The organism is Opitutia bacterium ISCC 52 (assembly GCA_014529675.2).
Taxonomy (GTDB): Bacteria; Verrucomicrobiota; Verrucomicrobiia; order Opitutales; family UBA2995; genus UBA2995.
In genome coordinates this window covers 1820925-1845072 of sequence record CP076040.1, presented here as the reverse complement: position 1 = coordinate 1845072, position 24148 = coordinate 1820925, and the positions used below count along the sequence as shown (strand labels likewise).

The window sequence follows — 24148 nt, the reverse complement described above, 5'->3', positions numbered from 1 at the left end:
TTGTTCGGCATGTTTTTCTCACTTCGTTCGTTGAGGTGTCGTCACTTTCGTTCCTTGGTAGTGAGGACGCAATTGCCCTACCACACTCGAACGATCAATGATGGTAGGGCAAGAGCTTCCAGCTCTGCCGCCTCGGAATACTCAAAATCGTAGGAGATACTTGCCAGCCAAGACCAAGGCTCCGAATATAAATCACATGGAACTAAGTTCTCTAAACGAATTGGATCAAACGGCTCTCACCAAAGCCCTCGCCGATATCTTTGAACACTCACCCTGGATTCCCAAGGAAACATGGTCTGCGCGCCCATTTGACTCCATCGAGGATTTGCATGATAAGCTCTGCAAGACCTTGGATGCCTCCGATTCCCCCCACAAACTGGACCTCATTCGGGCTCACCCGGACTTGGCTGGAAAGCTGGCTATATCGGGCGAGCTGACCGATTTCTCCACCGCCGAACAAGCCTCCGCTCAACTGGACCAGCTAACAGTCGAGCAATTTGAACGCATGTCCAGACTCAACCAGCAGTATAAAGACAAATTTGGATTCCCGTTTATCATCTGCGTTAAAGAGCACACTCAGTCTAGCATCTTCGAACACTTTGAAGAACGCGTAGACAATGATGCCAATGCGGAACAGGAAGCCGCCCTTTACCAAATCAAGCGGATAGCCTGGCACCGTTTGAATGATTTAATCCAATAACCCACATTCACTGTGAGCGGAAAATTAAGTACCCACGTATTAGATACAAAAAACGGGACTCCAGCTGAAGGAGTTATAATCGATCTATTTGAACTGATTGAAGGAAAAGAAGTTCATATCAAATCGACCCAAACCAACGCCGATGGAAGAACCGACGAACTCTTGCTGGATGGAGAAGCGATGCGCGCAGGTGATTTCAAACTCATCTTCCATATTGGTGATTATTTCTACGATTCAGCCGATGAGGCACCGTTCTTAAGTTCCGTCCCCGTTCAGTTTCGCATCAACGATGCCGGAGCCGGCTATCACGTCCCCCTACTCGCGTCACCCTGGAGCTATAGCATGTATCGAGGCAGTTGATTGCCCCAATTGATTCAAAAAATCGAGATGTGATGAGAAACAAGGTGCAGTTCTCAAGCAAGTGCGGGAGCGTAGATAACTACGTGACCAAGCGGCTGAGGACCGGAACGCAGTTTATCGCGCATGTCGATTTTAGCCTACAAAAGTGCTCATCTAAAAAGTTCACTACGGGAGGGAATATGAAAAACAATAACAGATTTGGTATCTCATTGTATTTAAACATTATACCTCTTGCACTTTTGAAGGCGTTTGAAACGGTTGGGTGATGGCAGAATTCGACACAGTCATTCTCAGCGGTAAACTCGTAACGCCCGACGGAGAGATTGAAAAGGATCTAGGCATTCTCGATGGCAAGATTGCTACCATAGAATCAGGACTGTCTGGCCAAGGTGCCACGGAGATCGATGCAAGCGCTGACATTGTCATACCAGGAATCATCGATAGCCATGTCCACATCAACGAACCAGGCAATACAGATTGGGAGGGTTTTGATACGGGCTCGAAAGCAGCCTTGGCTGGCGGAGTTACCTGTCTTTTCGACATGCCCCTCAATTCGATTCCGACAACGGTCGACTTGGATGGCTTGCAGAAAAAGTTGGAAAGAGCTCAGGCTAACTGTCGCTGTGACTTCGCGCTCTATGGAGGATTAATTCCGGGCAACCAGGATCAACTCGAAGCCCTGTACAAGGCAGGTGTCATCGCATTCAAAGGATTCATGTCAAACAGCGGACTGGAAGAATTTCCCTGTGTTGATGCGGAGGAACTGAAGAAAGGTATGGAGACAATCGCCAAGCTTCCTGGCATGCGATTGGCGCTACATGCGGAAGATAATGAGCTCACCGGACGACTGGGTCAGCAGTGTGTCGATTCAGGTCAAACAAGCTACCAGGACTTCCTCGACTCACGCCCTATCGAAGCTGAGCTCTTAGCTATTCAGTGCGCCATTGAGATTTCAAAAGAAACAAATTGCCCCATTCATATTGTCCACGTCAGTTGTGCAGAAGGAATTGACCTGATTACCGAGGCGAAAGAACAAGACGTAGATATCACGGTAGAAACCTGCCCTCATTACTTTGCCTTGAATAGTTCCATCTTAGAAACCGTTGGACCTCTGGCCAAGTGTGCACCTCCCTTGCGTAATGCATCTGCCGTGGAGGCTTTACGCTTCAAGTTGCGTAAGGGTGAGTTCGATACCATTGGTTCAGATCACTCTCCGTGTCCTGAAAGCATGAAAAACGGGAATACCTTTTTTGATGCCTGGGGCGGAATTTCCAGCCTACAGCATGCAGCTGTGATCAGCTATAGTATATTAAAGGATGACCTGAACCTAAGCCTGAGCGACATCTCTAAACTTCTAAGTTCAAATCCAGCCGCACGATTCAATCTCCCCAACAAAGGAAGCATCGCCCTTGGCAAGGATGCCGACTTAGCGATCATTGATTTCAATGATAGCCAAGCCATCAGAAGAGAACAGCTTCACTATAAAAATCCGCACTCCCCTTACCTGGGAATGACTTTCCCCATGCAAGTGAAGCAGACAATGGTTAGAGGGCGATCGGTATACGACCAAGGGACTTTCAGCGAAGAGCTCAGAGGGCAATTTACACGTTCTGAGAAATAAATGTACCTGGGTTTCTTCAGTCATTCTTTCACCAGGAGATCCTAGGGAAATTAAATATAAACTCTATATCTGAGCAATAAAAGGTTGGGCAAGAGCGTCCCCGCTCTGCCGTTACGTAAGCCACAGATATGCGGCGGAGCAAGGATGCTCCTGCCCTACCCATCCTAGTTAAACGACACTTCTCGAATGCATTTGATATTGAACAGATTCTCAAAGCTCATGAAGGCTGTATTAAGTTAAGAACCCTCTCCCATACTTGAGAAGTGACAAGTCATCACCTTCGTGTCAGATTCAGTGATATGGATAGGCGACAATTTCTTAAAGCAAGTAGTCTTGGACTAGCTGCAAGTGCGATCAACCCTTTGCCAGGATTCTCTAAAGGTCCCAATGAGAAGCGCATCTACAACGCAGTGAAGTGGACCATGATCAAAGGCGACATGCCAGTCCTCGACAAATTTCAGATGTCCATAGAAGCTGGCTTCGACGGCATGTCTCTTATGGGGCATGACTGGGTCACCGCGAAAGAGGTCTTAAAAGCTCAGGACAAAACGGGGCTACCCGTGCACAACGTCAATGACGCCTACCACTGGAAGGTTCGTCTCAGCGATCCAGACCCAAGTGTGCGCAAACAAGCCAAACAAGATATGCAAGACACCATCCGTTTTGCGAATGATGTGGGGGCCGATTCCATTCTACTGGTGGTTGGAAAGGTGACCGATCCAGTAAATGAAAACCATGACCAGGTATGGGAGCGATCCACTGAAGCGATCAGCGATACCTTACCCCTAGCCTCTCGATTGGGCGTACGCATTCTTTTCGAAAACGTAGGCAATGATTTCTGTTACCAGCCAGATCTTTGGAATAAATACATCGATCAATTTGAAAGCCCTTGGGTGGGAGCCTTCTACGATATTGGAAACCACCACAGTCGCGGAGGTGCCGCCGAATGGCTTAGAGCGGTGGGTCATCGCATTGTGAAGCTCGACGTGAAAGGTCACTCCACCGAACGAAAGAAGAATTGTGATCTATTTGATGGCAATGTCCCCTGGGATAAGGTCCGAGAAGAGATCCAGCGCATCAACTTTACCGGCTGGGCAACAGCAGAGGTATCCGGTGGAGGACTTGACCGGTTAACCCAAGTGGTTGAGCGCATGAATAAGGCGCTGGGGATTAGCTAACTCTTCCTCCTGATCTTACTCTCGTTGCCAATGTAAAGTGGAACAGGCTTCCAGCCTGTTTGTTTTCAAGGAAACACCCCGCACAGCACAGCTACTCCTTATCCATCGATCTCAATCGAAATACACAGGCAAGATGCCTATGCTACTCGTCCTTCTTCTTGTTCAGAAATCCACCTAGCAAACCTTCAGCTGCTTTCTTGAGCCCTTCACTACTGGTATCATCGCCCAGATCGATTCCCAATTCTTCTCCGGCTTTTTCAAGCAACTTCTTCTTTCCCGCTTGCTTGAGAGCGTTTTGCAGGAAGTCGGTATCCATCTTGATACTCGGTGAATCAATCGGACCACGAATATGGATGGGTAATTCCATTCCATTGAGATTTACCTGAGAACCAGCCACCATCAGATTGACATCTTTGAAAGTCGCTTCCCCGAGTAAGTCGGAATCCACGGCATTGAGATCGCCCGTAATTTTGAAATCAATCGATCCACCTCCTAGAAGCGGCTTTCCATCGGCTTGCACCGTTTCGGCTAGTGCGCTGGTGGGAATGTTTTTGTACGCAAAATCGAGGTCGTTTTTATCGCGCCCCGCAGCCAAGCCAAGTGACAGGGCAGCTTTGATAATACCATCTTGTGAATTAATAGAAATAGACGGGCTATCTTGCACCAAATGCGGGTGTGTCGACAGATTGTTGCCTTCAATATCGATAAGACGACCCTCAAGTTGCTTGGCTTCCACACCAAAAGCTTCAAAATTCCGAATGAGAACCAAAGGGCTATCCTGAGTGAGCATGTCCGCTTTTACATTGGCATGACCGACCGCACGAATACGACTCGCCAGCTCCTCTTCCCATTTGCCAGGCGTTTTTAGAATGTCTTGCTTGGCCGATGAAATACGATCAAGCCAACGACGGACTTGAGCCAAGCGTTCTTTCCAGACTTTTCCATTCTCGATCACACTATCCAGATCTTTGAAGTCCGGCATTTCCAACACTGGTTTCTGATCACTGTCGTAGCGTGGGCCTACATGTTTTCCAGGTGATGACCTTGATTCTCCAGAGGTCGCAGTATCCACCACCAACTTATCCATTGAAAAGCGCTTACGAAGAATATCAGCCGCGCTGACATCGGCCACGATCCGTTTGGCCCGCATGATATCTGTTTCCAAATTATTGGGGTCAGCAAAGGCAATCCCCAGGAGCTCGAGCTTTCCTTCGTCGAGGTTCAGATTAACGCTCTCCAGGTCCACAGTAGCTCCATTCGCATTAGACAATCCGTCCCGAGCCATGGATGCGATCACTGCATCGGAAAATAGTATGGTTGCACCGTAAAGAATACAGCCAAACACCACGACGATAATGAGACCGAGCACCCGAATCGGGTACCCAACCTTACGTGCCAAGAAATCGTCATAGCTCTTCTTACTTTTCTTTCCGACAAAGATAAACTCCATGGTTTTGACCCAGGCCTTTTTCTGGGAAGGCCCTTCACGCTCACTTTCGCGCTTGGCCATCTTGTTGCGATACCCCTTGAGCCCACGGGAGAATAGATAGCCAAAGGCGATACCCACAAATAGCCCCAATAATTGACCTCCTGGTACGACGTAGTAATCCAACCCGAAATACGCCGTGACGGGTCCGTTGTACAAGGAACTGAAGAGACCTTGAGTTGGCCCCTCGATCAGAAAACGCCCCAGACTAAAGGCGACGGGCAAAGTCAGGAGGTAAATCAGCTTACTGAGCAACCCAATCAATCCAGCAAGGAACAAGTTGGCATTTAAGATCAATAGCAGGAATGACCAGAAGAGGATGAGTCCAGGCGAGTGATCTAACCCAGGGGTAAACCCAATAAAGGCCCCTAACGATGCAGCTGCATACACCTGAAAAGGTGTGGTGTTACCACGGACTAGTTTACCGATTTTGCGCGTAAAAATCAGAGACCCGTCGAAGCGAGCTTTGTTCGAAAATTGAAAGCCCTCTTACAAATCAATACCGGGCGTGGCTTCTTAAGGAAATAATTTGGCCAATTCCTCCCGGCTGGCCTGACGCCCATATTCGCAGAGTTCAAAGGCGATGGCGTGCTTGATGGCTTTGCCTTTCTTCTCACCGAAGCGTTCGACGAGTTCACTACGCCATTTATTCGCTACGCGAGAATAGCGTCTCTTGAAATTGGATTTCATCTCCTTGACCTTCTCCTGCTTTTCAGCTTCGGAGTCCCACAGATTTTCTTCCGAACCCAAGGCCCCTCCTTCAAGAAACTGCGACTCCATAATAGACAAGGCATCTACGGTCTGATCGATGACCGGATCCAGATTCACCACGACATCTGCCGTTGACGGATTCGGTTTCTGAAAGCGATCTGTGTAGTAGAGAAAAATCGGGTTCTTATCGAGCGGTTTCACATTCGGCACGATAAATGGAACGGCAACCATGAAAGCGGCATCCTGCACGAGCACCGCCGTATACCGGTGGTCTGGGTGATAGTCGTTGGGGCGGTGACTCAAAACAATATCGGCATCCCACTCACGGATCAGGCGAATGATGGTTTTGCGATTTTCCAAAGTCGGCATCAGCTCGCCATCATGAATGTCAAGCACCTCGGACGATGCTCCTACGGCCTCAGCGACCTTGCTTACTTCGTGGGTGCGTCGAATAGCCAAAGGACCACCTGCTTCTCTCCAGTGTCCGATATCACCATTAGTCAAAGATACAAATTTGACCTCGGCCTTGTCTCCCCAGAGAGCGGAGACACCCGCCATGCGGAGTTCAGGATCATCCGGGTGAGCACCGAAACAGATGACACGGAGTGGTTTGTCCGATTGGGCAAAGAGTCCGACTGAAAACGTTAAACCAACAAGAAGAACGAAACGAAGAGTTTTAGGGTAGATCATAACAGAATAAAGGATTTTGAATCTTCATCCTGGGCCTCCTATTTCTCGCTAGCGAACCAAAAATTGGCAATAATACTAATATAAGTTAACCACGAATGGACACTAATGTACACGAATAATTCCTAAAGTAGTTCTGCGCTTTATTTCCTATAATTCGTGTCCATTAGTGGTTAACTTCTTTAAAATCTTACTCTAAAGAATACGGTTACCGCTGATATGTTTTTATAGCTTTCTTCGCTTTTGATTTCAGGAGCTTATCAGCGGATCGATCGGCACTATAGGTTTTCAAAGCATCCAGGGTGCGCTTAGAAGGAGGTAGGTTTAGAATATCCCCCTCTTCCAAGTAATTAATCAACCAGGTCAAGGCAGCGTTATGGTTGCAGGGATTGGTTTTATCTCTGAGTAGCTTTTCGATCTGTTGTTCTTCTTCGGCGTTCATTCACCTTCACCGTTGAAACTTTGCAGCTATCTGTAAAGTGTCTTCGAACATGCACATCTTTGCCTGCCAATTTGACATCCTCTGGGAAAACCGTCCGGGAAACCTGGACAAGGTTCGCGCGCTTCTATCTGAACACACGATTCCAGAAGGTTCATTGATTGTCCTACCTGAAATGTTCGCCAGTGGATTCAGCATGAATGTGGACCGGGTGAAGGAAAACGAACCTTCAGATGCAGAAACTTTCATGGCCAATCTGGCTGCCCATTACAAAAGCTGTGTTATCGGCGGACTAGTATTCAAACACGAATCTGGGAAAGGCCTGAATTGCCTATCCGTGTTCGGACCTGATGGAAACAAGATCGGCGGCTATCAAAAAAACCACTGCTTCAGTTACTCTGGAGAAACGGATCATTATATTTCCGGCGAGGAGATCTTCACCTTCGAGTGGCAGGGATTTACCATCTGCCCCACCATCTGTTACGACCTGCGCTTCCCCGAGCTCTACCGCCGTGGAGTCAAAGCAGGAGCCAACCTCTTCACCGTCATCGCCAGCTGGCCATCCACGCGCACCCATCATTGGGATACTCTACTCCAAGCAAGAGCCATTGAAAACCAGGCGATTGTGGTGGGGAACAATCGCGTCGGAGCTGACCCCAAGTTTCAATATATCGGCCACAGTCAAATCATTGACCACCAGGGAGAAATTCTTGAAATAAATGAAGGCGATGAAACCTGCGTTTCAGCCGAAGTATCCATCGATTCCCTACAAGCCTGGCGAGATGACTTCCGCGCGTTGGATGATATGAAGACTTAAGAAGCAATCATTGCCTATGACTACCCAAAACTCCTTTTTCGCCATCCTAGTCCTGCTCATTCTACAAGGGTGTGCAGATCAGGACACCTGGTACCGCGGCAACACCCATGCGCACACTGAGCTTTGTGGTCATGCAGACTCTACTCCAGAGCATGTCACGAAAACCTATCACGATTTAGGTTATCATTTCCTCATCTTAAGCGAGCACAACAAGTTCATTGATCCAGCCACGGTGGCAATGCCGGCAAATAAACGGAAAGACTTCATTCTTATTCCCGGACAGGAAATCACAGGTGAACGTGTCCATACGACGGCCATGAATATCGACGGACTGGTCGCTTGGAAAGATGAAGGAGTGTCAGTCTCGGAAGTTATTGAAAATCACATCCAACGAACCGAAGCTGCCGGAGGAACCGCCATTCTCAATCACCCACATGGAGGATCCAACCTCAAGGCACCTGACATTCTACCAGCGAAGAATGTCCATATGATGGAGGTATACAATGCCAGCACCCGGCGGAACAACATCTACAAACGAAAAGGCATGGGCTACCCCCGGACTGCGGAACCGCTGTGGGATGAGCTACTTACTAAAGGTATGCATATCTATGGCGTGGGATCTGACGATGCACACATCCTTCAAACCATTGGTCCCAATCAATCCAATCCAGGATTAGGCTGGGTTATGGTGCGCGCTAAGGACCTGACTCCAGATGCCATCACCGAAGCAATGCGCTCGGGGGATTTCTATGCCAGCAATGGAGTCTATCTAAAAACCTATGAGAAAACCCCCGACTCTTATACGATCGAGGTCGATGAGGAGAAGACGCAAATCATGCTCGCGAATCTACCCGCCTGGAGTGGTCTAAAAACGGACAATGGAACGGAAGGCTACCGCATTGATTTCTTCGGACCCAATCGCCAGGTATTGCAGACGGAACACGGAACCCAGAGCAGCTATCAGATCGATTGGAAACAAGCTTATGTTCGCGCCCGCGTCACCTTGACTCAAAAGAACGCCGATGATGGCTATGAAGAACACTACGCCTGGGGCCAACCCGTGTTTATCCGTTCGTTCAGCATGCCAGTAGAGACCGCCAATTAATCAGGTCCATCCCAACGATGGCAAGGTATCAGCGAAGCATCCTTTGATGCTCTTACAAGGTTAGAGAGAGCTGTTCCGGACTTTAGATGATATGAGGCTTAGTAGATCTGATGAGAGTTACTGGGTACCACTCAAAATCATTACGAAGATCAATTCACTTCGCTGATCGCCAAGCTTTGATAGGTATCGTCGAGGGCGTAGCGTAGGACCCATGCTTTTTGTGCCTGAGAGGAAATTCCCGATATTTCATTAAGCGCCCGACGCAGTCGATTGATGGACGCATCAGAAACCCCGGGCATAGTAAGGAGGGCCGTACAGGCAATTTCGTACACAGCCGCACAGGCCGCTTCATTGCCATCGTTAAACAGCGGCACACCTTTAGCGATGGCGAGTTCGATGAGGACTCGTGGTTGATCAGATGGATTAAATTCTTGCAACTGAGAGACATCTAACGATCCGGCATCAGCGTGTTTGACCGATTCAACCTCCAAGCGAAAAGCCCCCGGCGTCTTATCCGAAAGAGTAAATCCGATGGAACTAATCGAGCTTGGATCAAGCAAGACGCTGCGCAACACGCGACCAAAGGATTGCGCATAGAAATCAGAGAGCGGAATAAATACGTCGGTCCATTCATTCCTGAGCGTGGTAAAGGGGGCCCGAAAGGAGCCTCCTCGCATTTGGTCGCCCGCCCTTAGATCAAGATAGTAAGTACGTCCGTCTCCTCGCACACAGAGTGCAATGCCACCCGCGTTTTGTAGAGAAAGCCGGCTGGGGCGACTGCGTATTGATACGAAGCCGCCATTGTTTCGCAGAGACAGCTCGCCTGTAAAAAGTAGATTCCCCGTATCTGTTTGATCGATACGACTCCGGGAGACACCGCCCATTACCGTATCATTCACTACGGCCCAGTCTTCAATAAACCTGGGGTCTTCAAAGGAAGCAATCGTGTCAGCAGCAACCATATATGAAAGCGGATTAAAGATGGCTAAGAGAGCGAGCACAAACGCCATATCGAGTCGCCAACCAGCAATGCCACTGACGCTCGCGGTAAAAGGCTTATCGTTTCGGCTTGCAGTTAATAGATTCATCATGCAATAAAAACTACCTCATCTTACACCCAAAAACCTGTAAATCAAGGGGCGAAGAAACTAGAACAGAAAAAATCGAACTTCCGATGATTTAAAAATTGTTCACTAGCATCCTATCACACTAACAGCAGAACAATTAAACGAGATACAACAGTCGCTTGCGCTCAAGGTAACCAAGGAAACAAAGGTTTATTCTTCTTTTTGTGATTTTTGTGTTCTTTTGCGGCTGCCTCTTTTCTGTTTTTAGTTTTCTAGTTCATACTCCACTACCGCGAGGATTTCTTGGTTCATCTTCATAATATGCTGACAAGCCGTAAGCTCTAAACTTACATTAACGGATAAAAAACCCAGAGGCTCTATGAGGGCAGCCTTGAACTCCGGATCGTGGATATCCTTCGTAATCCACTTTCCGAGCGCTGGATCCCAGTTGAAATATTTTATGGCATTGGGCCTGACGAATTCCTCATTTAAATTTTTGTGTATCCTTAAGCGTTCCACTAATAACACCTTTTCTACAGCATAATACTCAACGAGCCTTGCTTTCAATTCACGATTGGAAAAACCCAGGTCCGTGTTTTTCATCGTCTCGTAAGCTTAGGTATTAGGATTAAAAGCAAAATGACTACCCCACAACCTCAGCTGTTCTTGAAGCTGATCTTGTATTACTGAATCGGCCTCAAAGAAGGCATGTATTCCCGAAAAGGCTTCGAGTTGCTTTTCGATCATTTCAATGCCAAACTCCAGTGGCTCGGCTTCCTGGTTCAGGTTGTCGACGAGTTCTTATAAGAGGTAGCGCTCTTCGATGCGGTCCAAACGGCCCTAGTTCCAATTCTGAATCTGCAGTGCAATCAGGATACCGATGACGATCAGGAGGATCTCACCAATGGCATAAGCGATGTAAGTTCTAAACTTTCCTGGTTGAAAGAAGGAGCGGCGGAGTTTTCTAAAAATAAAGAGCATTAGTTCGAGACCAGGGGCGAGAGGACTAGAGTTCGTTGAGGAGGTTTAGAATTTTCACGGTTTTGCCTTTGGCATCTTGGAGACGGTTACGCTGATTGTCCTGCAAAGCGTATACGGTCCGGAAATAAGCATACACATCTTTTTCGGCAATCAAGGCAGGGAATTCTTCGTCGTTCAGACGATACGATTCTGGTGTTTTAAGAATAGGATGGTCTCCTCTGAGAACTGCCATCGTGCCAAGACGCCTACGGATATTCATCACTTCCCCAGTTATATTAGCATCTTGCTGCAGATCTTGATTGATGACGTAGTAGCTGACATGTTTCTCAAAATCAATAAACAGCTCCATCAATGTTCCATCTTGCAGCAAGCTGATTGAGCCATCATCCGTTGCACTGTTATAAGTACCCATGGCCGGCCGAGACGTGATGGGAGTCCACGTTTTTGAGGCCAAGTCTTGTAACGCTTCTAGGGACAAATGACTGCTATCGGCAGCAGCCACATCAAGAAATAGACCGAGGTCTTCCATACTGGAATCAACGACCGCAAGGGTTCCGTCCAACCGTTCTAAATTGGTTTTAAAATCGGCTTTTAAGTTCTCGATTAACTCCAGTCGTTGTCGGTCCAACTTCCGCGCTTCCTTCCAATCCCCGATCTGCACAGCGATTAGAATACCGATCACAATGAGCAATATCTCGCCGACGGCATAAGCGATGTAGGTTTTTAACTTCCCTGGCTGGAAAAATGAACGGCGGAGTTGGCGGAGGATAAAGAGCATGAGTCTTAGTGTTCAGTAATCGGTGATCATCGGTAGGTTAAATCAGAATTTGAACAGTCGCTTGCGCTCAATGAAACGGAGGTAACAAAGATTACAGGGTGAAGTTTTTGGCGTCTTAAAAATTTAGGATTCATTAGCGTGATTACGTGTCCATCGTAGCTTTAGCGTAGTTGGAGCGGTTAAGAAATAATCATTGCGTTTTGCTCATAGAGTTCTCTTGATCCAACTGTTTAAGGTGAGCCAGGATGGCTTTCCTCCAAAAGGAAAAATCTTCCTGGTCCGGGTTTAATATTCTTCTGTATTTGAGAATGCGCATTTCACGCGCTTCCCAAACTCTCCGTGCGCCAGGATTCTCATGGAGAAAACCAGCAAAATCGACTACCGAAATATTACTTTGCATGTCATCATTCGACATTTGTTCCGCGATGGAATATCCAAAGAAAGTGGGATCATTCAGCAAAACAAAGAGCTGCAAATATTAACTTTGGTTTACAAATGCTCACGAACAGTAAACTTAAAAACGCCCAACTTCGAAGGCTTAAATCGTTCAAGGTATCGACATTAAATAAAACGAGATTCTTTATACTCGCCGTGTCTTAGAAAAATCTTTTCAACCACATATCTACCAGCCGAGAAACCATTCTGTTTACATCGGATCTGACAAACCTGCTAGAAATGTCTTCTCAGGAGAACCAATAAACACTTCCGTAGCACAACCCTTTTAATCAATCACATCGATTAACCCCACAACGCAAATGCAACAGATCCTAAGTCGCAGACAATTTACTAAAACCGCAGCCGCATCCATGGCGGCCCCATTCATTTTGCCAAATCTCGGAATCGGTGCTTCCCATGCAGCCCAAAAGCCCAACCTGGCCTGGGTCGGACTCGGAGGACAAGGCATCGGTAATCTTCGAAACTTTATTGGTGCCTGCAATATCGTAGGGCTCTGCGATGTGGATCTTCGCAATGACCCTAGCCGCACTCCTATACATATCGATGGCAAACCGGTGAATTTCATCGATGGATGCAAACAACTTTATCCAGGTGCAAAAATTTATCAGGACTTCCGCAAGATGTTCATTGAGATGGGTGACAAAATCGATGCGGTGGGTATCGCCACTCACGACAGCTCTCACTTTGCCGCCGCTCACCTGGCCATGTCGATGGGCAAGCATGTATTTATTCAAAAGCCACTTGCTCATTCGGTGACGGAATTGCGCACGCTACAACAACTGACCAATCAGAATAACCTGATTACCCAAATGGGTAATCAAGGCCACTCCTTCGAAGGAGCCCGCCTGATTAAGGAATGGTATCAAGCCGGACTGATTGGTGATGTAGAAGAAGTCATTTGTTGGACCAATCGTCCGGAAAAAGGTTTTGGCTTTAAGGGACTCACTTCAAAGAGCTTTCCTCCCAAAGTGAAAGTCCCCAAGGACATCGACTGGGACGCCTGGAAAGGACCCGTTGAAAAAGAAGTAGGCTATAGCGACGACCTGCATCCTTTCACCTGGCGTGCCTGGTGGGACTTCGGTTGCGGTGGCCTAGGCGACATTGGCTGCCACACGATTGATACACCTTACTGGGCACTGGATTTAGGCTACCCAACTCGGATTGATGTCGATGTGGAGCGAGTCGATCCACTGGTAACTCCTAACGGCTCCATCGTTTCATACGAATTCCCCAAACGCGGTAGTCAGCCTCCAGTAAGACTTCGCTGGTTCGAAGGCCCTACGGTACCTATCAAGCCTCAGTTACTCGGCGAAAAGAAGATGCCGGTGGATGGCATGATCATGATCGGAAACAAAGGAGCCATCTACCATCCTGGAATGCGCCCCAACAGCCCGCAACTTCTCCCCGACTCCATGTGGCAGGAATACCGGAAGAATCCGAGTAAGCGGGTTCCCAAAACCATTCCGCGTGTGGATGGAATTTTTGCAGATTGGGTGAATGGCCTAAACACGGGTGAACAACCGTGTTCAAATTTCAACTACGCGGCACCATTGACCGAAGTTATTGTTCTGGGAACGATGGCGATTCGCACCGGCCAGTCAGTTGTTTGGGATCCGATGAAAATGAAGATCACCAATGACAATTCTGAAGCCGCTAAGTTGGTCGATGTAAAAGCTCGCAAAGGATGGCGAGCACAGGATTTGACTGCAAAGACAGCTGGGAAATTTGTGAAATCATAACAGGAAGCTTTGACTAGTTTGACTAGTCCATTCACATTTCTTGCTTCTACACATGGACCCCACGAATAAGCATCTCACCACGGAAGGATCCCAAAAGAATCGTTCCATCTGGTTTCATCTGCATTTCTGGATTGGATGGATTGCTGCTATCCCTATTGCGCTCATTTGTTTAACTGGAGGCATCTTAATTTTTGAACAGGAAATTTTCCAGTTGGAACAAAAAGAATTGTTCCAACTGGAAGTTACTGAAGATCCGCTCTCGGTTGCGGAAGTTATAGATGCCTATCGAACAGCTGATCCTCCGTTGCGGGTCAACCACCTAGGGATTCCCAGATCTCCAGAACATGCTTATAGTGCCTATACCTCAGGTGGACGTGTGTTCTTGAACCCTTACACAGGAGAACTCATCCGCTTAAATGATGGGTTTTCGATCAGTCATCTAATGATTGATATTCACAGACATTTGGCCGCAGGAAAAATCGGTCAGCAATTAGCAGCGATCAGCTCCTTAATCCTCGCCTTAACCTGTATAATTGGCCTGGTCCTTTGGTGGCCACTACGAGGACGCACGTTCGTCCGTGCCTGGAAACGAGGCCAGGCCCTCGACTGGCACAATGCCTTGGGATTAGTCGCACTGGTTCCGCTCATCATCATGGGGATAACGGGCCTCACTTTTACCTAGGGTCGCCATGTCTGGCCGTTATTAGACAAGATGCAGGATACTCCTAGCCAACCCCCACGGCCCACCGTGACCGCACCGGCAGGGGTCGAGAAACTCCCGATCGATCCTTTAGTTGAAAAAGTAAAATCACTGATGGCCGATGTTCGGTGGACGGGTTTCCAACCTTCCAACCGTGAAAGCGCCGCTCATGCCTTCTTCTTCAGCGAGGGTTCGAACAACAACATACAACTCTACATGAACCCTTACACGGGTGAAGAATTGGAACGTCGAGACGGCAGCATAAAAGCGAAAGGCATGGTTGCCTGGTATCGACGCAACTTTGGGAGACTACATACCTTTGGAACCTATGGAACGATTCCTCAATTCATCTGGGGATTATTGTCCATTGGCGGAACCGTGTTGGTGGTTACCGGTTTGTGGGTTTCAGTGAAGCGTTGGAGGCGGGTAAAACGAAGAGCCAGTTAGCCTCCAGGTTTAGGAGCTGGTCCAATTCACTGATTAAAATCCTAGGATCAAACAAGTCTTCTGGACGTTCTTCAAACAATCGACTATTCGGTTATTAATGAATCGCAGATCTTTTCTTCAATCTTCCCTGGCTGCCCTACCCCTTGCCGGATTGGCTACCGTCGGAAATGCCGCCTCCCATGCTTCATCGAGGCGCTCCAATCCGATAGCACTTTCCACCTATTCACTCTGGCGGTTCCGCAATGACGAACTGCGAGACCTTCATAAGTGTATCGATATCGCAGCCGAGTATGGATTTGATGGTGTAGAACTTCTCCTTTACCAATTTGAGCAAAACGATCTGCTCTCCAATTCCTACATGCAGTCGCTCAAACGGCATGCCTTTCGTCAAGGCCTTCCGTTGTGCGCCATGTCCACACACCAGGGGTTTGTTTCCCCGGACAAGGAAGAGCGACAACGCAATATAGATCTGACCATTGGACAGATCGAGATTTGTGGACGACTCGGTATACCAGCCATGCGAGTAAACACCGGCCGCTGGGGTACATCTGGAAGTTTCAACGAACTGATGGCCGATAAGGGTATCGAGCCTCCGTTACCAGGTTACACTGAGGACGATGCATTTCCCTGGGTCATTGAAGCTTTTGAAAAATGTCTACCCACTGCAGAAAAACACGGCGTAGTCATGGGACTGGAAAATCACTGGGGACTCGGCCTGACAGCCAAAGGTGTATTGCGCATAGTCGACGCCATCGATTCTCCCTGGCTGCAAGTCACCCTCGATACCGGAAACTTTTTGGAAAATCGAACCGCACAACTCGAGGTCATGGCCGAACGCGCATTCTTCGTTCAGGCCAAGACCTACTACGGTGGTGGTCAATGGTATGAGTTGGATATCGATTATCCGGCAGTCGCCAAGATGTTACATAAAAACAATTACCATGGCTGGATCTCCCTGGAATTTGAAGGCATGGAAGATTACCGCACGGCCATTCCTAAAAGTTTGAAGCTATTACGAGATGCGTTTACGTACTAAGAAGATCAGAATGGCAGAGCGAGGACGCTCTTGCCCTACCTTTCTCATACAAGATGGTAGGGAGACGGCATCCCTGCCGCGCCGAACGAATACCCAAATATTTAACCCCGAAACTTTGTTACCCTAGGAAAAACAACATGAATAACCTCAACAGAAGAAACTTCATGAAAGGAGCTGCCGTAGTGGCGGCTTCTGTCAGTCTCCCCAAATTCGCCATTGGCAGTGCAGGTGCATCGGCCAACAGCAAACTCAATGTTGCCGTGATCGGAGCTGGCGGACGCGGACGTGCCTCAATCAATGCTCTGGTCGATGAGAACCTCGTCGCATTTTGCGATGTGGATGAGAAAAATGGTGCCAGCACTTATAAGGATTTTCCTATGATTCCTCAGTATCAGGATTTCCGCGAAATGTTGGACAAGCAGGACAAAGAAATCGATGCCGTTGTAATTGCCACCCCAGACCATACTCATTTCGTGGCCACTTATTCGGCGATGGCCATGGGGAAACATGTCCTAACAGAAAAGCCCCTCGTTCACAACGTCTGGCAGGCTCGCACCCTTCGTAAAGCAGCCAACTACTACGATGTCGTCACCCAAATGGGAAACCAGGGGCATGCCACAGAAGGCATCCGCTACGTCAAAGAATGGTATCAGGCCGGGGCTATTGGAGACATTGAGGAAGTGATCATTTACAACCGAGGTCCGTTGTTTGGTCCGGACAAGTCCTTTCGTCTACCTTCCACATTACCTCCTGAACCAGAAGCAGAACCAACACACCTGAATTGGGATCTTTGGAAAGGTCCCACAGCAAGCGACATCAAATACAATAATATTTACCTGCCCAAATCCTGGCGCAGCTTTTTCCAATTCGGCAACGGTCAGTTAGGAGATTGGATCTGCCATACCTTCGATGCCCCCTTCTGGGCACTGGAGCTCGGGATGCCCAGCTCAATCAAGGTCAGGGACATAGAAAACCCCTATCCTGGGATCGTAGCGCAGAGCTCTGTTGTGGAATGGACTTTTCCTCGCAAGGGCAAGTCCCCGCTCAAAGTGTCCTGGTATGAAGGCCGCAAGCCACTCACCAATCCCACCAATGGCGAACGAGAATGGGACGACGACTTCAACATGGCGATGGTCGGTAATAAAGGAGTCATTGCTCACAATAACCGCCCCAACAGCCCCCGCCTGTATCCAGAAGAATATTGGCAAGATTTCCGCAAAAACCTGCCGCCCAAGACATTCGAACGTATCAAGGGCAATCAGGTGGACGAATGGGTTCGGGCGATCAAGCACGAAGGCCCTAAACCGGGATCCAATTTTGATTACGCCAGCCGCCTGACAGAAGTTGGCCTACTGGGCGTTCTCGCTCAGAAAACAGGCAAAAGCTTCGAATGGGATGCCGAGAAAATGGAGGTGTCCGATCAGCCGGAGCTCAACACATTTATCAAGGAACCGGTGCGTCGAGGCTGGGAGATGGGTGACGAGCTTTGGAAACAAAGCTAATTTAGCTAAACCAAACTCAATTTTGTCCTGTGTTCACAGGATATCCATCATCCGGTCATAGCTATTAAGATATCCCGAAAAAATCCTCTTTCCCAATCCAAGCACTTTACATACACCTCTTATCTATGAAGTTAAAAAGCCTCGCGCTCATTACCCTAACCACGCTGGTAAGCACTTTTGCATTCGCCGATTCATTGCCACTCAAATTCAAAAAAGGCGAACACCTCGTCCTTCTTGGAAATGGCCTCGGCGAGCGGATGATTCACTTTCCCTATTTTGAAACCGATTTGCAGCGTCGTTTCCCTAAGGACGAACTCATCGTTCGGAACCTCTGCTTCCCCGGGGATACACCGGGATTTCGAGCACACTCCTCACGCGAGACCCAATGGGCCTTCCCCGGTGCTGAGAAATTTCACCCAGACAAAACTTTCCACGACGGTCGTGGGTTCTATCCCATGCCAGACGAGTGGCTAACTACGGTGGCTGCGGACACGATACTGGCATTCTTTGGCTACAATGAGTCGTTCGATGGCTTTGAAGGACTCGACAATTTCTACAACGAGTTGGACGCTTGGATTACCCATACCAACGAGCAGGCATACAATGGAAAGTCGGCGCCACGCATCATTCTGGTTTCGCCTATCGCATTTGAGGATCGCTCGGCCGATTTCGACCTACCCACGGGCAATCAAGAAAACCGACGCCTAGCGGCTTACACCGAGACCATGCGTCAGGTAGCTCATGACCGAGGCATAGGATTCATTGATCTCTATGGGCCATCCAGTGAGTGGTATCGTTATTCCGATGAACCACTCACCATCAACGGCTTTCTACTAAATGACCGAGGACACCAGCTCCTCGCTGAAGAATTACTGGCTGCATTGTCCGGCGAAAGGGATTCCAAAACCTTGTCTCGCACCGCTCGCGAAAAAGCATACGAAGCAGTCCAAGAGAAGAACTGGTACTGGTATAACGATTACCGCATGCTCAACGATGTGCACGTGCACGGTCGACGCCACAAACCTTACGGTAACGTTAATTACCCAGAGGAAATCCTCAAACTCCGCGAGATGACCTCTCTGCGGGATCAGAAGATTCACGCCGTCGTTCAAGGTAACGAACGCGACCTGGTCATTGACGACAAAAAGACCAGAGACCTGGTCAATGTAGAAACCAACTACACCCTGCCGATTGAATTTCTCGATGATGTGGCAGTGATGGATGAATTTACAGTCGCCGACGGATATAAGATCTCCCAGTTCGCCTCCCACTCAAGTTTCCCTGACCTGAAGAACCCGGTCCAAATGGCGTTCGATAATAAAGGACGTCTCTGGGTATCTGTCATGCCCTCCTACCCGCACTGGGAACCCGGTGACCCTCTTCCGAACGACAAAATCCTGATATTTGAAGATACAAACAACGACGGCGTAGCCGACAAACAAATCGTATTTGCAGAAAACCTACACTTGCCGATGGGATTTGAAATCGCCCAAGACGGCGTTTACGTCACGCAGGAACCCAACTTAATCAAACTCATCGATGATGACGGAGATGACAGAGCCGACCGCTCAGAGATTATGGTTGCGGGTTTCGATTCCGCTGACACCCATCACGCCATCTCAGCCTACACCAGTGATCCTTCCGGCGCATTCTATATGTGCGAAGGTCGTTTCCTTCACTCACAGGTAGAAACTCCCTACGGTCCTGAACGCATGACCGATGGTGGCGCCTGGCGCTTCGATCCTCACTCCTGGAAACTTGATCGGTTCATGCAGACAGATGTAAACAACCCCTGGGGAATCGCCTACGATGAATGGGGTCAAAATTACCTGGCAGACGCCTCTGGCGGCAATAACTGGTGGTCACTTCCCCTTTCGGCTAAAGTGCCTCACGGATACGAAATCGCAAAGGTTGACGAATTCACCACCCACCGCGTTCGACCCACCTCGGGTGCAGAGTTTGTTTACTCACGCCATTTCCCAGAAGAACACCAGGGAGACTTTTTGATAAACAATACGATTGGTTTCCTTGGCACCAAACAGCACAAAGTCTGGGAGGATGACGAAGGCGGATTCACAGGAGAAATAAGACAGGACTTAATCTATTCCAAAGATCCTAACTTCCGCCCCGTCGACCTGGAGTTTGCGCCCGATGGATCCCTTTATATTGTCGACTGGCACAACCCATTGATCGGCCACATGCAGCACTCGGCCCGCGACCCCAATCGCGACCATGACCACGGCCGCATCTACCGCATAACCTATCCAGACCGCCCACTCGTAAAGCCAGCCAAGGTAGCTGGAGCCAAGATCCCCGATCTATTGGAAAACTTGAAACTCCCCGAGTATCGCACTCGCTACCGGACACAGCGTGAACTACAAGCACGTGACACAGAAGACGTCCTTCCCGCCGTCCGTAAATGGGCAGCCGGCCTTGACCGTAGCGACCCTTATTATGAGCGCCACTTACTGGAAGCACTGTGGGTCACCTGGGGACACCACCAAGTGGATGAAGGACTGCTTCGCCAATGCTTGAACGAAACGAAACACCAAACTCGTTCGGGCGCTGTTCGCGTGCTTCGTTACACGTATCAAAAAATCGAGGACTACATGGAGCTATTCCTCAAAGCCGCCAACGACAGTCACCCCCGAGTGCGTCTGGAAGCCATTGTGGCTTCGTCTTGGATGGATAACAAAGAAGGTGCTCTTATCACTATCGAAGGGCTTCGGAACCCAATCACAAAATGGATGGGCCACACGATAACGGCGATCATGGAAACCTTGGGTGATGACATTCGCTCTCTGCACCAAAGCGGCAGTATCGATCTTTCCAATAATCCATTGGCACTAAGCTACGCATCGGGTGAGGAGTTTACACCCTACGTATACGAAAATAAATACGAACGCCCTCCTCAAACGAATATGCCTGCTGCAGCTTTGAAGGTTTTCGAAATGGGTCGCGAAGTCTATTCGCGAGATGCCCACTGCATTACCTGTCACGGCGAAGATGGCAAAGGCACCGTAGCCAACATCTATCCACCACTCAATAACAACAAATGGATTCGTGGAGACGATGAACGCTTAATCAAAGTCATCATGAAAGGCCTTTGGGGCCCTATTGATGTCAACGGCAAGACTTATGACCCATCCACCGGGGTTCCGCCCATGACTGGCTTCCAGGATATGCTGACCGACGAGGAAATAGCAGCGGTGATTTTCTATGTGCGCGAAAACTTTGCCTCTATCAAAGGGCGGCCTGCAACTTTGATTGATCCTGATGTTGTGACCCGCATTCGTGGCGAAGTAAAAGATCGTCAGGGTTTCTACATGGTGGAGGAAATCCTGAAGGAACACCCTATGGGTGAGTAACCCCCCACTTCACATATGAACGCACACCTTATACTCTTTGCTTGCCTCCTAACAGCGTCCACCTGGGCACAAGCCAAGCAACCCGTAGTTGTTTCCACATGGAAGTTTGGCATGCAAGCCAATGAGGCTGCATGGGAAGTGCTTTCCAAAGGCGGACGTGCATTAGATGCAGTGGAAACTGGAGTGCGCGTAACTGAAGCCGACCCGAACAATGCATCCGTTGGAATAGGAGGCACACCCGATGAGCACGGGAATGTTACTTTGGATGCCTGTATCATGGACGAAACAGGTGACTGTGGGTCCGTCGCCTTTCTACAGAACATCCTACACCCGATATCCGTGGCACGAAAGGTCATGGAAGAAACCCGCCACGTTATGTTGGTGGGAAAAGGTGCCGAGGAGTTTGCCTATGAACAGGGGTTTGAAAAAGCTGACCTACTGACTGCCAAGGCAGAGGCCCGCTGGAAAAAATGGCGGGCAGAGAACGAGGAAGGCAAGAAGCAGGAAATCAATGCCGAAAATCACGATACCATTGGTATGATCGCTTTAGACAAAGATGGCAATCTATCAGGAGCCTGCACGACCAGTGGGGCTGGATTTAAAATCCATGGCCGCGTGGGAGATTCACCCATCATCGGAGCCGGCATGTTTGTCGACAATGAAGTCGGCGGCGCCGTTGCTACAGGCTGGGGAGAAGCCGTTATTCGAATAAGCGGCTCACACCTGGTTGTGGAACTCATGAGACAGGGACACTCACCTACAGAAGCTTGTCGCCTGGCCGTCGAAAGACTCATATCTAAAAACTCTGACTGGAAAGATATCCAGGTCGGTTTTCTTGCATTGAATAAAAACGGCGAATATGGAGCCTACTGTATTCAACCCGGATTTCAATATGCCGCATACGATCCGGATAACGGCAATCAGTTGTTTGACGGGGATAGCAGGCTGATGAAAAAAGAGAAATAATCAGCCTGAATCAATATGACACGGCTCAGTCTTATTCTATTGTTTTCACTAATCGTAGCTACATCGGCTTCCGCAAGTCTCCGTATCCACAGAACGGATAAACTCGGAGCAGATTCGGAAAGCTCACCCCGCTTTGATCATACTGAGGCAAGGGAGGAAGCCCAGCGCGTGTTTCCAGAACTGGCTAAAAAGCATGGCTGGGATTTCACACAATCCAGTGACAGCGAGATTTTCACCGATGAAGGCTTAAAGGGCATCGATGTCATTATCCTTGATAACAATACAGGCATCCTCTTCAACGAGGAGGAGAGAATGGCCTTCGAGAAGTGGGCGCGAAATGATGGAGGCGTAGTCGGGATTCACGGAGCTACTCACGCACATAAAGGTATCGAAGAGAACAACGAAGCCGAGTGGCCATTCTGGTATGGTCTCTGGGGAGTACTCCACAAATCAGGCCCCAAAGAAGGACCTCAAGATCGACGAGGTTATGCTGACCGAATCATGTCAGTTAACGCTTCGGATGATTGGACACAAAGCCTCCCAGAGGAATGGATACTTTATAAGGTCGAATGGTATTTCTGGAATTATCATCCAAATTTCAGCAGCAAAGAGATTATCGCTGCAGCTGATGTAAAAACCAATCAACCCCTTCTGCCCGAATATTACCCAGTTACTTGGACCCAGGAATATGAAGGGCGGACGTGTCTGGTATACGAACATGGGCCATTACGCTGAAAATTTTCGCCAAAAGGAATTCATCCAACACTTGCTTGATGGAATCAACTGGGCTGCGGGCAAAGAACACAAAGATTGATCCAACGATTTTACGACAAGCTATGACGACACTCCACCATATCGCTATCCAGGCTAAGGACTTTGAACGCTCTGTTCACTTCTACACAGAAGTGCTCGGACTTAAAGAAGTCGCCTCGGTCAAATTCCCGGTTCGAGACGGACTGTTTCTCGATCTAGGAAACGGCAGCCTTATAGAGCTCTTCTCACCTAACCATGATGGCAGCTCCAAGATTATTGATCACAACCAGGAAGAGTTGCCCATCTGGCATTTTGCCTTGGCGGTCGATGATGTACCTGCTGCGATTGAGCGTTGTCGTGAAGCGGGCTATAAAATTAAGGTGGAGCCGAAGACTGTGAAGTTAGACGACGGCTTTCATGCGACCCTGGCATTCGTCTGGGGACCCAACGGAGAAGAGATCGAGTTCTTTAACCAGCACCACAACTGGGAGGACATCGGACAATGATTCTAGAAGTTTGCATCGAATCGGCCGAGTCAGCCATCAACGCTGAAGCCGGCGGAGCCGATCGCGTCGAACTCTGTGACAACCTGATGGAAGGCGGCACGACACCGAGCCTAGGTGCCGTTGCCCTTACCCTGGAAAGAGTCTCCATTCCAGTCATGATGATGATTCGCCCTCGCGGCGGAGATTTCCTGTATACAGATCTTGAATACGAGATCATGCTTAGAGATGTCGAGGAAGCGAAAAAACTGGGAGTCTACGGTGTCGTATTTGGCCTACTCACACCCAATGGCCGAGTCGACAAAGCACGCACTGCGAAACTTATTGAAGCGTCCCGCCCATTAAGCGTCACCTTTCATCGCGCATTCGATATGACCATTGATCCCTTCGAGGCTTTTGAGGATCTCATTGAACTTGGCGTAGACAGGATACTCACCTCGGGCCAGGAACCTTCGACCGATAAAGGGATCGATCTAATAAAGCAGTTGATAGAACGAGCTGATGACCGAATTATTATCCTTCCTGGCTGTGGCATAAAAGAGGACAATATTGGAGAACTGGTTTCCAAAACCAAAGCTGTAGAATGCCATGTCACGGGGAAACACCAAATCCCCAGCGAAATGACCTACACAAATCCAAGAGTTTTCATGGGAGTCCCAGGCGCCCCTGAGTACGAAAAGACCGTTGTGAAACCAGAACGGATTCGTGCCTACCGCACAGCGGCCGAAACTACTGTATGCTAATTGGC

The 24148-nt window shown here is 48.8% G+C and carries 24 protein-coding genes; 17 read left to right on the top strand and 7 right to left on the bottom strand.

Annotated features, from left to right (window positions below; translation table 11 throughout):
- Positions 1 to 196 precede the first annotated feature (196 nt).
- The 4 genes from uraD (at position 197) to GA003_07925 (ending at position 3859) form a co-directional block, all read left to right on the top strand.
- On the top strand, positions 197 to 700 hold the full coding sequence (gene uraD, locus GA003_07940) for a 2-oxo-4-hydroxy-4-carboxy-5-ureidoimidazoline decarboxylase (GenBank protein QXD29879.1): 504 nt from the start codon (positions 197 to 199) through the stop codon (positions 698 to 700).
- Positions 701 to 712: 12 nt separating this feature from the next.
- Positions 713 to 1060, top strand: a complete 348-nt coding sequence (uraH, locus tag GA003_07935; GenBank protein QXD29878.1) for a hydroxyisourate hydrolase — start codon at positions 713 to 715, stop codon at positions 1058 to 1060.
- A gap of 265 nt (positions 1061 to 1325) precedes the next feature.
- Positions 1326 to 2681, top strand: coding sequence for an allantoinase AllB (gene allB / locus GA003_07930; GenBank protein ID QXD29877.1), 1356 nt, complete (start codon positions 1326 to 1328; stop codon positions 2679 to 2681).
- A 299-nt stretch (positions 2682 to 2980) separates the two neighbouring features.
- Positions 2981 to 3859, top strand: a complete 879-nt coding sequence (locus GA003_07925; protein QXD29876.1) for a sugar phosphate isomerase/epimerase — start codon at positions 2981 to 2983, stop codon at positions 3857 to 3859.
- Positions 3860 to 4001: 142 nt separating this feature from the next.
- Here the strand turns inward: GA003_07925 and GA003_07920 are convergent, their stop codons facing one another.
- From GA003_07920 to GA003_07910, 3 genes are all read right to left on the bottom strand, one after another.
- Positions 4002 to 5735 (bottom strand): DUF2062 domain-containing protein, encoded by a 1734-nt coding sequence (locus GA003_07920; GenBank protein ID QXD29875.1) that lies wholly within the window; start codon positions 5733 to 5735, stop codon positions 4002 to 4004.
- 126 nt (positions 5736 to 5861) lie between these two features.
- Positions 5862 to 6746 (bottom strand): PIG-L family deacetylase, encoded by an 885-nt coding sequence (locus GA003_07915; GenBank protein QXD29874.1) that lies wholly within the window; start codon positions 6744 to 6746, stop codon positions 5862 to 5864.
- A 205-nt stretch (positions 6747 to 6951) separates the two neighbouring features.
- Positions 6952 to 7185, bottom strand: a complete 234-nt coding sequence (locus GA003_07910) for a hypothetical protein (protein ID QXD29873.1) — start codon at positions 7183 to 7185, stop codon at positions 6952 to 6954.
- Between the two features lie 49 nt (positions 7186 to 7234).
- Between GA003_07910 and GA003_07905 the strand changes: the two genes are divergently transcribed.
- Positions 7235 to 7999, top strand: a complete 765-nt coding sequence (locus tag GA003_07905; protein QXD29872.1) for a carbon-nitrogen family hydrolase — start codon at positions 7235 to 7237, stop codon at positions 7997 to 7999.
- 16 nt (positions 8000 to 8015) lie between these two features.
- Positions 8016 to 9104 carry a CehA/McbA family metallohydrolase gene (locus tag GA003_07900; GenBank protein ID QXD29871.1) on the top strand — a complete coding sequence of 363 codons (1089 nt, stop codon included), beginning with the start codon at positions 8016 to 8018 and terminating at the stop codon, positions 9102 to 9104.
- Between the two features lie 149 nt (positions 9105 to 9253).
- On the opposite strand, the gene GA003_07895 is transcribed toward GA003_07900, so the two are convergent.
- From GA003_07895 to GA003_07880, 4 genes are all read right to left on the bottom strand, one after another.
- Positions 9254 to 10195: a CIA30 family protein gene (locus GA003_07895; protein ID QXD29870.1), complete on the bottom strand. Its 942-nt coding sequence runs from the start codon at positions 10193 to 10195 to the stop codon at positions 9254 to 9256.
- 240 nt (positions 10196 to 10435) lie between these two features.
- Positions 10436 to 10774, bottom strand: coding sequence for a hypothetical protein (locus GA003_07890; GenBank protein QXD29869.1), 339 nt, complete (start codon positions 10772 to 10774; stop codon positions 10436 to 10438).
- Positions 10775 to 11011: 237 nt separating this feature from the next.
- On the bottom strand, positions 11012 to 11152 hold the full coding sequence (locus tag GA003_07885) for a hypothetical protein (protein QXD29868.1): 141 nt from the start codon (positions 11150 to 11152) through the stop codon (positions 11012 to 11014).
- 25 nt (positions 11153 to 11177) lie between these two features.
- Positions 11178 to 11930 carry a hypothetical protein gene (locus GA003_07880; GenBank protein QXD29867.1) on the bottom strand — a complete coding sequence of 251 codons (753 nt, stop codon included), beginning with the start codon at positions 11928 to 11930 and terminating at the stop codon, positions 11178 to 11180.
- 755 nt (positions 11931 to 12685) lie between these two features.
- On the opposite strand from GA003_07880, the gene GA003_07875 reads away from it, so the two are divergent.
- From GA003_07875 to GA003_07825, 11 genes are all read left to right on the top strand, one after another.
- Positions 12686 to 14125 (top strand): Gfo/Idh/MocA family oxidoreductase, encoded by a 1440-nt coding sequence (locus GA003_07875; GenBank protein QXD29866.1) that lies wholly within the window; start codon positions 12686 to 12688, stop codon positions 14123 to 14125.
- Between the two features lie 52 nt (positions 14126 to 14177).
- The gene (locus tag GA003_07870) at positions 14178 to 14807 is read left to right on the top strand and encodes a PepSY domain-containing protein (protein QXD29865.1); all 630 of its coding nucleotides are present in this window, start codon (positions 14178 to 14180) and stop codon (positions 14805 to 14807) included.
- A 30-nt stretch (positions 14808 to 14837) separates the two neighbouring features.
- Entirely contained in the window at positions 14838 to 15272 is a 435-nt protein-coding gene (locus GA003_07865) for a PepSY domain-containing protein (GenBank protein QXD29864.1), read from the top strand.
- Between the two features lie 97 nt (positions 15273 to 15369).
- Positions 15370 to 16308 (top strand): sugar phosphate isomerase/epimerase, encoded by a 939-nt coding sequence (locus GA003_07860; GenBank protein ID QXD29863.1) that lies wholly within the window; start codon positions 15370 to 15372, stop codon positions 16306 to 16308.
- Between the two features lie 137 nt (positions 16309 to 16445).
- Positions 16446 to 17810: a Gfo/Idh/MocA family oxidoreductase gene (locus GA003_07855; protein QXD30375.1), complete on the top strand. Its 1365-nt coding sequence runs from the start codon at positions 16446 to 16448 to the stop codon at positions 17808 to 17810.
- A 125-nt stretch (positions 17811 to 17935) separates the two neighbouring features.
- On the top strand, positions 17936 to 21178 hold the full coding sequence (locus GA003_07850) for a c-type cytochrome (protein ID QXD29862.1): 3243 nt from the start codon (positions 17936 to 17938) through the stop codon (positions 21176 to 21178).
- Between the two features lie 15 nt (positions 21179 to 21193).
- Positions 21194 to 22144, top strand: a complete 951-nt coding sequence (locus GA003_07845; protein QXD29861.1) for a N(4)-(beta-N-acetylglucosaminyl)-L-asparaginase — start codon at positions 21194 to 21196, stop codon at positions 22142 to 22144.
- Positions 22145 to 22159: 15 nt separating this feature from the next.
- Entirely contained in the window at positions 22160 to 22879 is a 720-nt protein-coding gene (locus GA003_07840) for a ThuA domain-containing protein (GenBank protein ID QXD29860.1), read from the top strand.
- A complete protein-coding gene (locus tag GA003_07835) occupies positions 22863 to 22958 on the top strand; it encodes a ThuA domain-containing protein (protein QXD29859.1) in 96 nt (31 codons plus the stop codon). The genes GA003_07840 and GA003_07835 overlap by 17 nt, the downstream gene beginning before the upstream one ends.
- A 22-nt stretch (positions 22959 to 22980) precedes the next feature.
- On the top strand, positions 22981 to 23403 hold the full coding sequence (locus tag GA003_07830; GenBank protein QXD29858.1) for a VOC family protein: 423 nt from the start codon (positions 22981 to 22983) through the stop codon (positions 23401 to 23403).
- The gene (locus tag GA003_07825) at positions 23400 to 24143 is read left to right on the top strand and encodes a copper homeostasis protein CutC (GenBank protein ID QXD29857.1); all 744 of its coding nucleotides are present in this window, start codon (positions 23400 to 23402) and stop codon (positions 24141 to 24143) included. Before GA003_07830 ends, GA003_07825 begins: the two co-directional genes overlap by 4 nt.
- Positions 24144 to 24148: the final 5 nt, after the last annotated feature.

Coding starts and splice junctions, on each gene's coding strand:
- allB (QXD29877.1), top strand. CDS start 1,326: ATGGCAGAATTCGACACAGTCATTCTCAGCGGTAAACTCGTAACGCCC.
- GA003_07850 (QXD29862.1), top strand. CDS start 17,936: ATGAAGTTAAAAAGCCTCGCGCTCATTACCCTAACCACGCTGGTAAGC.
- GA003_07835 (QXD29859.1), top strand. CDS start 22,863: ATGGGCCATTACGCTGAAAATTTTCGCCAAAAGGAATTCATCCAACAC.
- GA003_07840 (QXD29860.1), top strand. CDS start 22,160: ATGACACGGCTCAGTCTTATTCTATTGTTTTCACTAATCGTAGCTACA.
- GA003_07825 (QXD29857.1), top strand. CDS start 23,400: ATGATTCTAGAAGTTTGCATCGAATCGGCCGAGTCAGCCATCAACGCT.
- uraD (QXD29879.1), top strand. CDS start 197: ATGGAACTAAGTTCTCTAAACGAATTGGATCAAACGGCTCTCACCAAA.
- GA003_07925 (QXD29876.1), top strand. CDS start 2,981: ATGGATAGGCGACAATTTCTTAAAGCAAGTAGTCTTGGACTAGCTGCA.
- GA003_07870 (QXD29865.1), top strand. CDS start 14,178: ATGGACCCCACGAATAAGCATCTCACCACGGAAGGATCCCAAAAGAAT.
- GA003_07855 (QXD30375.1), top strand. CDS start 16,446: ATGAATAACCTCAACAGAAGAAACTTCATGAAAGGAGCTGCCGTAGTG.
- GA003_07900 (QXD29871.1), top strand. CDS start 8,016: ATGACTACCCAAAACTCCTTTTTCGCCATCCTAGTCCTGCTCATTCTA.
- GA003_07875 (QXD29866.1), top strand. CDS start 12,686: ATGCAACAGATCCTAAGTCGCAGACAATTTACTAAAACCGCAGCCGCA.
- GA003_07910 (QXD29873.1), bottom strand. CDS start 7,185: ATGAACGCCGAAGAAGAACAACAGATCGAAAAGCTACTCAGAGATAAA.
- GA003_07830 (QXD29858.1), top strand. CDS start 22,981: ATGACGACACTCCACCATATCGCTATCCAGGCTAAGGACTTTGAACGC.
- GA003_07905 (QXD29872.1), top strand. CDS start 7,235: ATGCACATCTTTGCCTGCCAATTTGACATCCTCTGGGAAAACCGTCCG.
- GA003_07915 (QXD29874.1), bottom strand. CDS start 6,746: ATGATCTACCCTAAAACTCTTCGTTTCGTTCTTCTTGTTGGTTTAACG.
- GA003_07845 (QXD29861.1), top strand. CDS start 21,194: ATGAACGCACACCTTATACTCTTTGCTTGCCTCCTAACAGCGTCCACC.
- GA003_07880 (QXD29867.1), bottom strand. CDS start 11,930: ATGCTCTTTATCCTCCGCCAACTCCGCCGTTCATTTTTCCAGCCAGGG.
- GA003_07860 (QXD29863.1), top strand. CDS start 15,370: ATGAATCGCAGATCTTTTCTTCAATCTTCCCTGGCTGCCCTACCCCTT.
- GA003_07895 (QXD29870.1), bottom strand. CDS start 10,195: ATGATGAATCTATTAACTGCAAGCCGAAACGATAAGCCTTTTACCGCG.
- GA003_07885 (QXD29868.1), bottom strand. CDS start 11,152: ATGCTCTTTATTTTTAGAAAACTCCGCCGCTCCTTCTTTCAACCAGGA.
- GA003_07865 (QXD29864.1), top strand. CDS start 14,838: ATGCAGGATACTCCTAGCCAACCCCCACGGCCCACCGTGACCGCACCG.
- GA003_07890 (QXD29869.1), bottom strand. CDS start 10,774: ATGAAAAACACGGACCTGGGTTTTTCCAATCGTGAATTGAAAGCAAGG.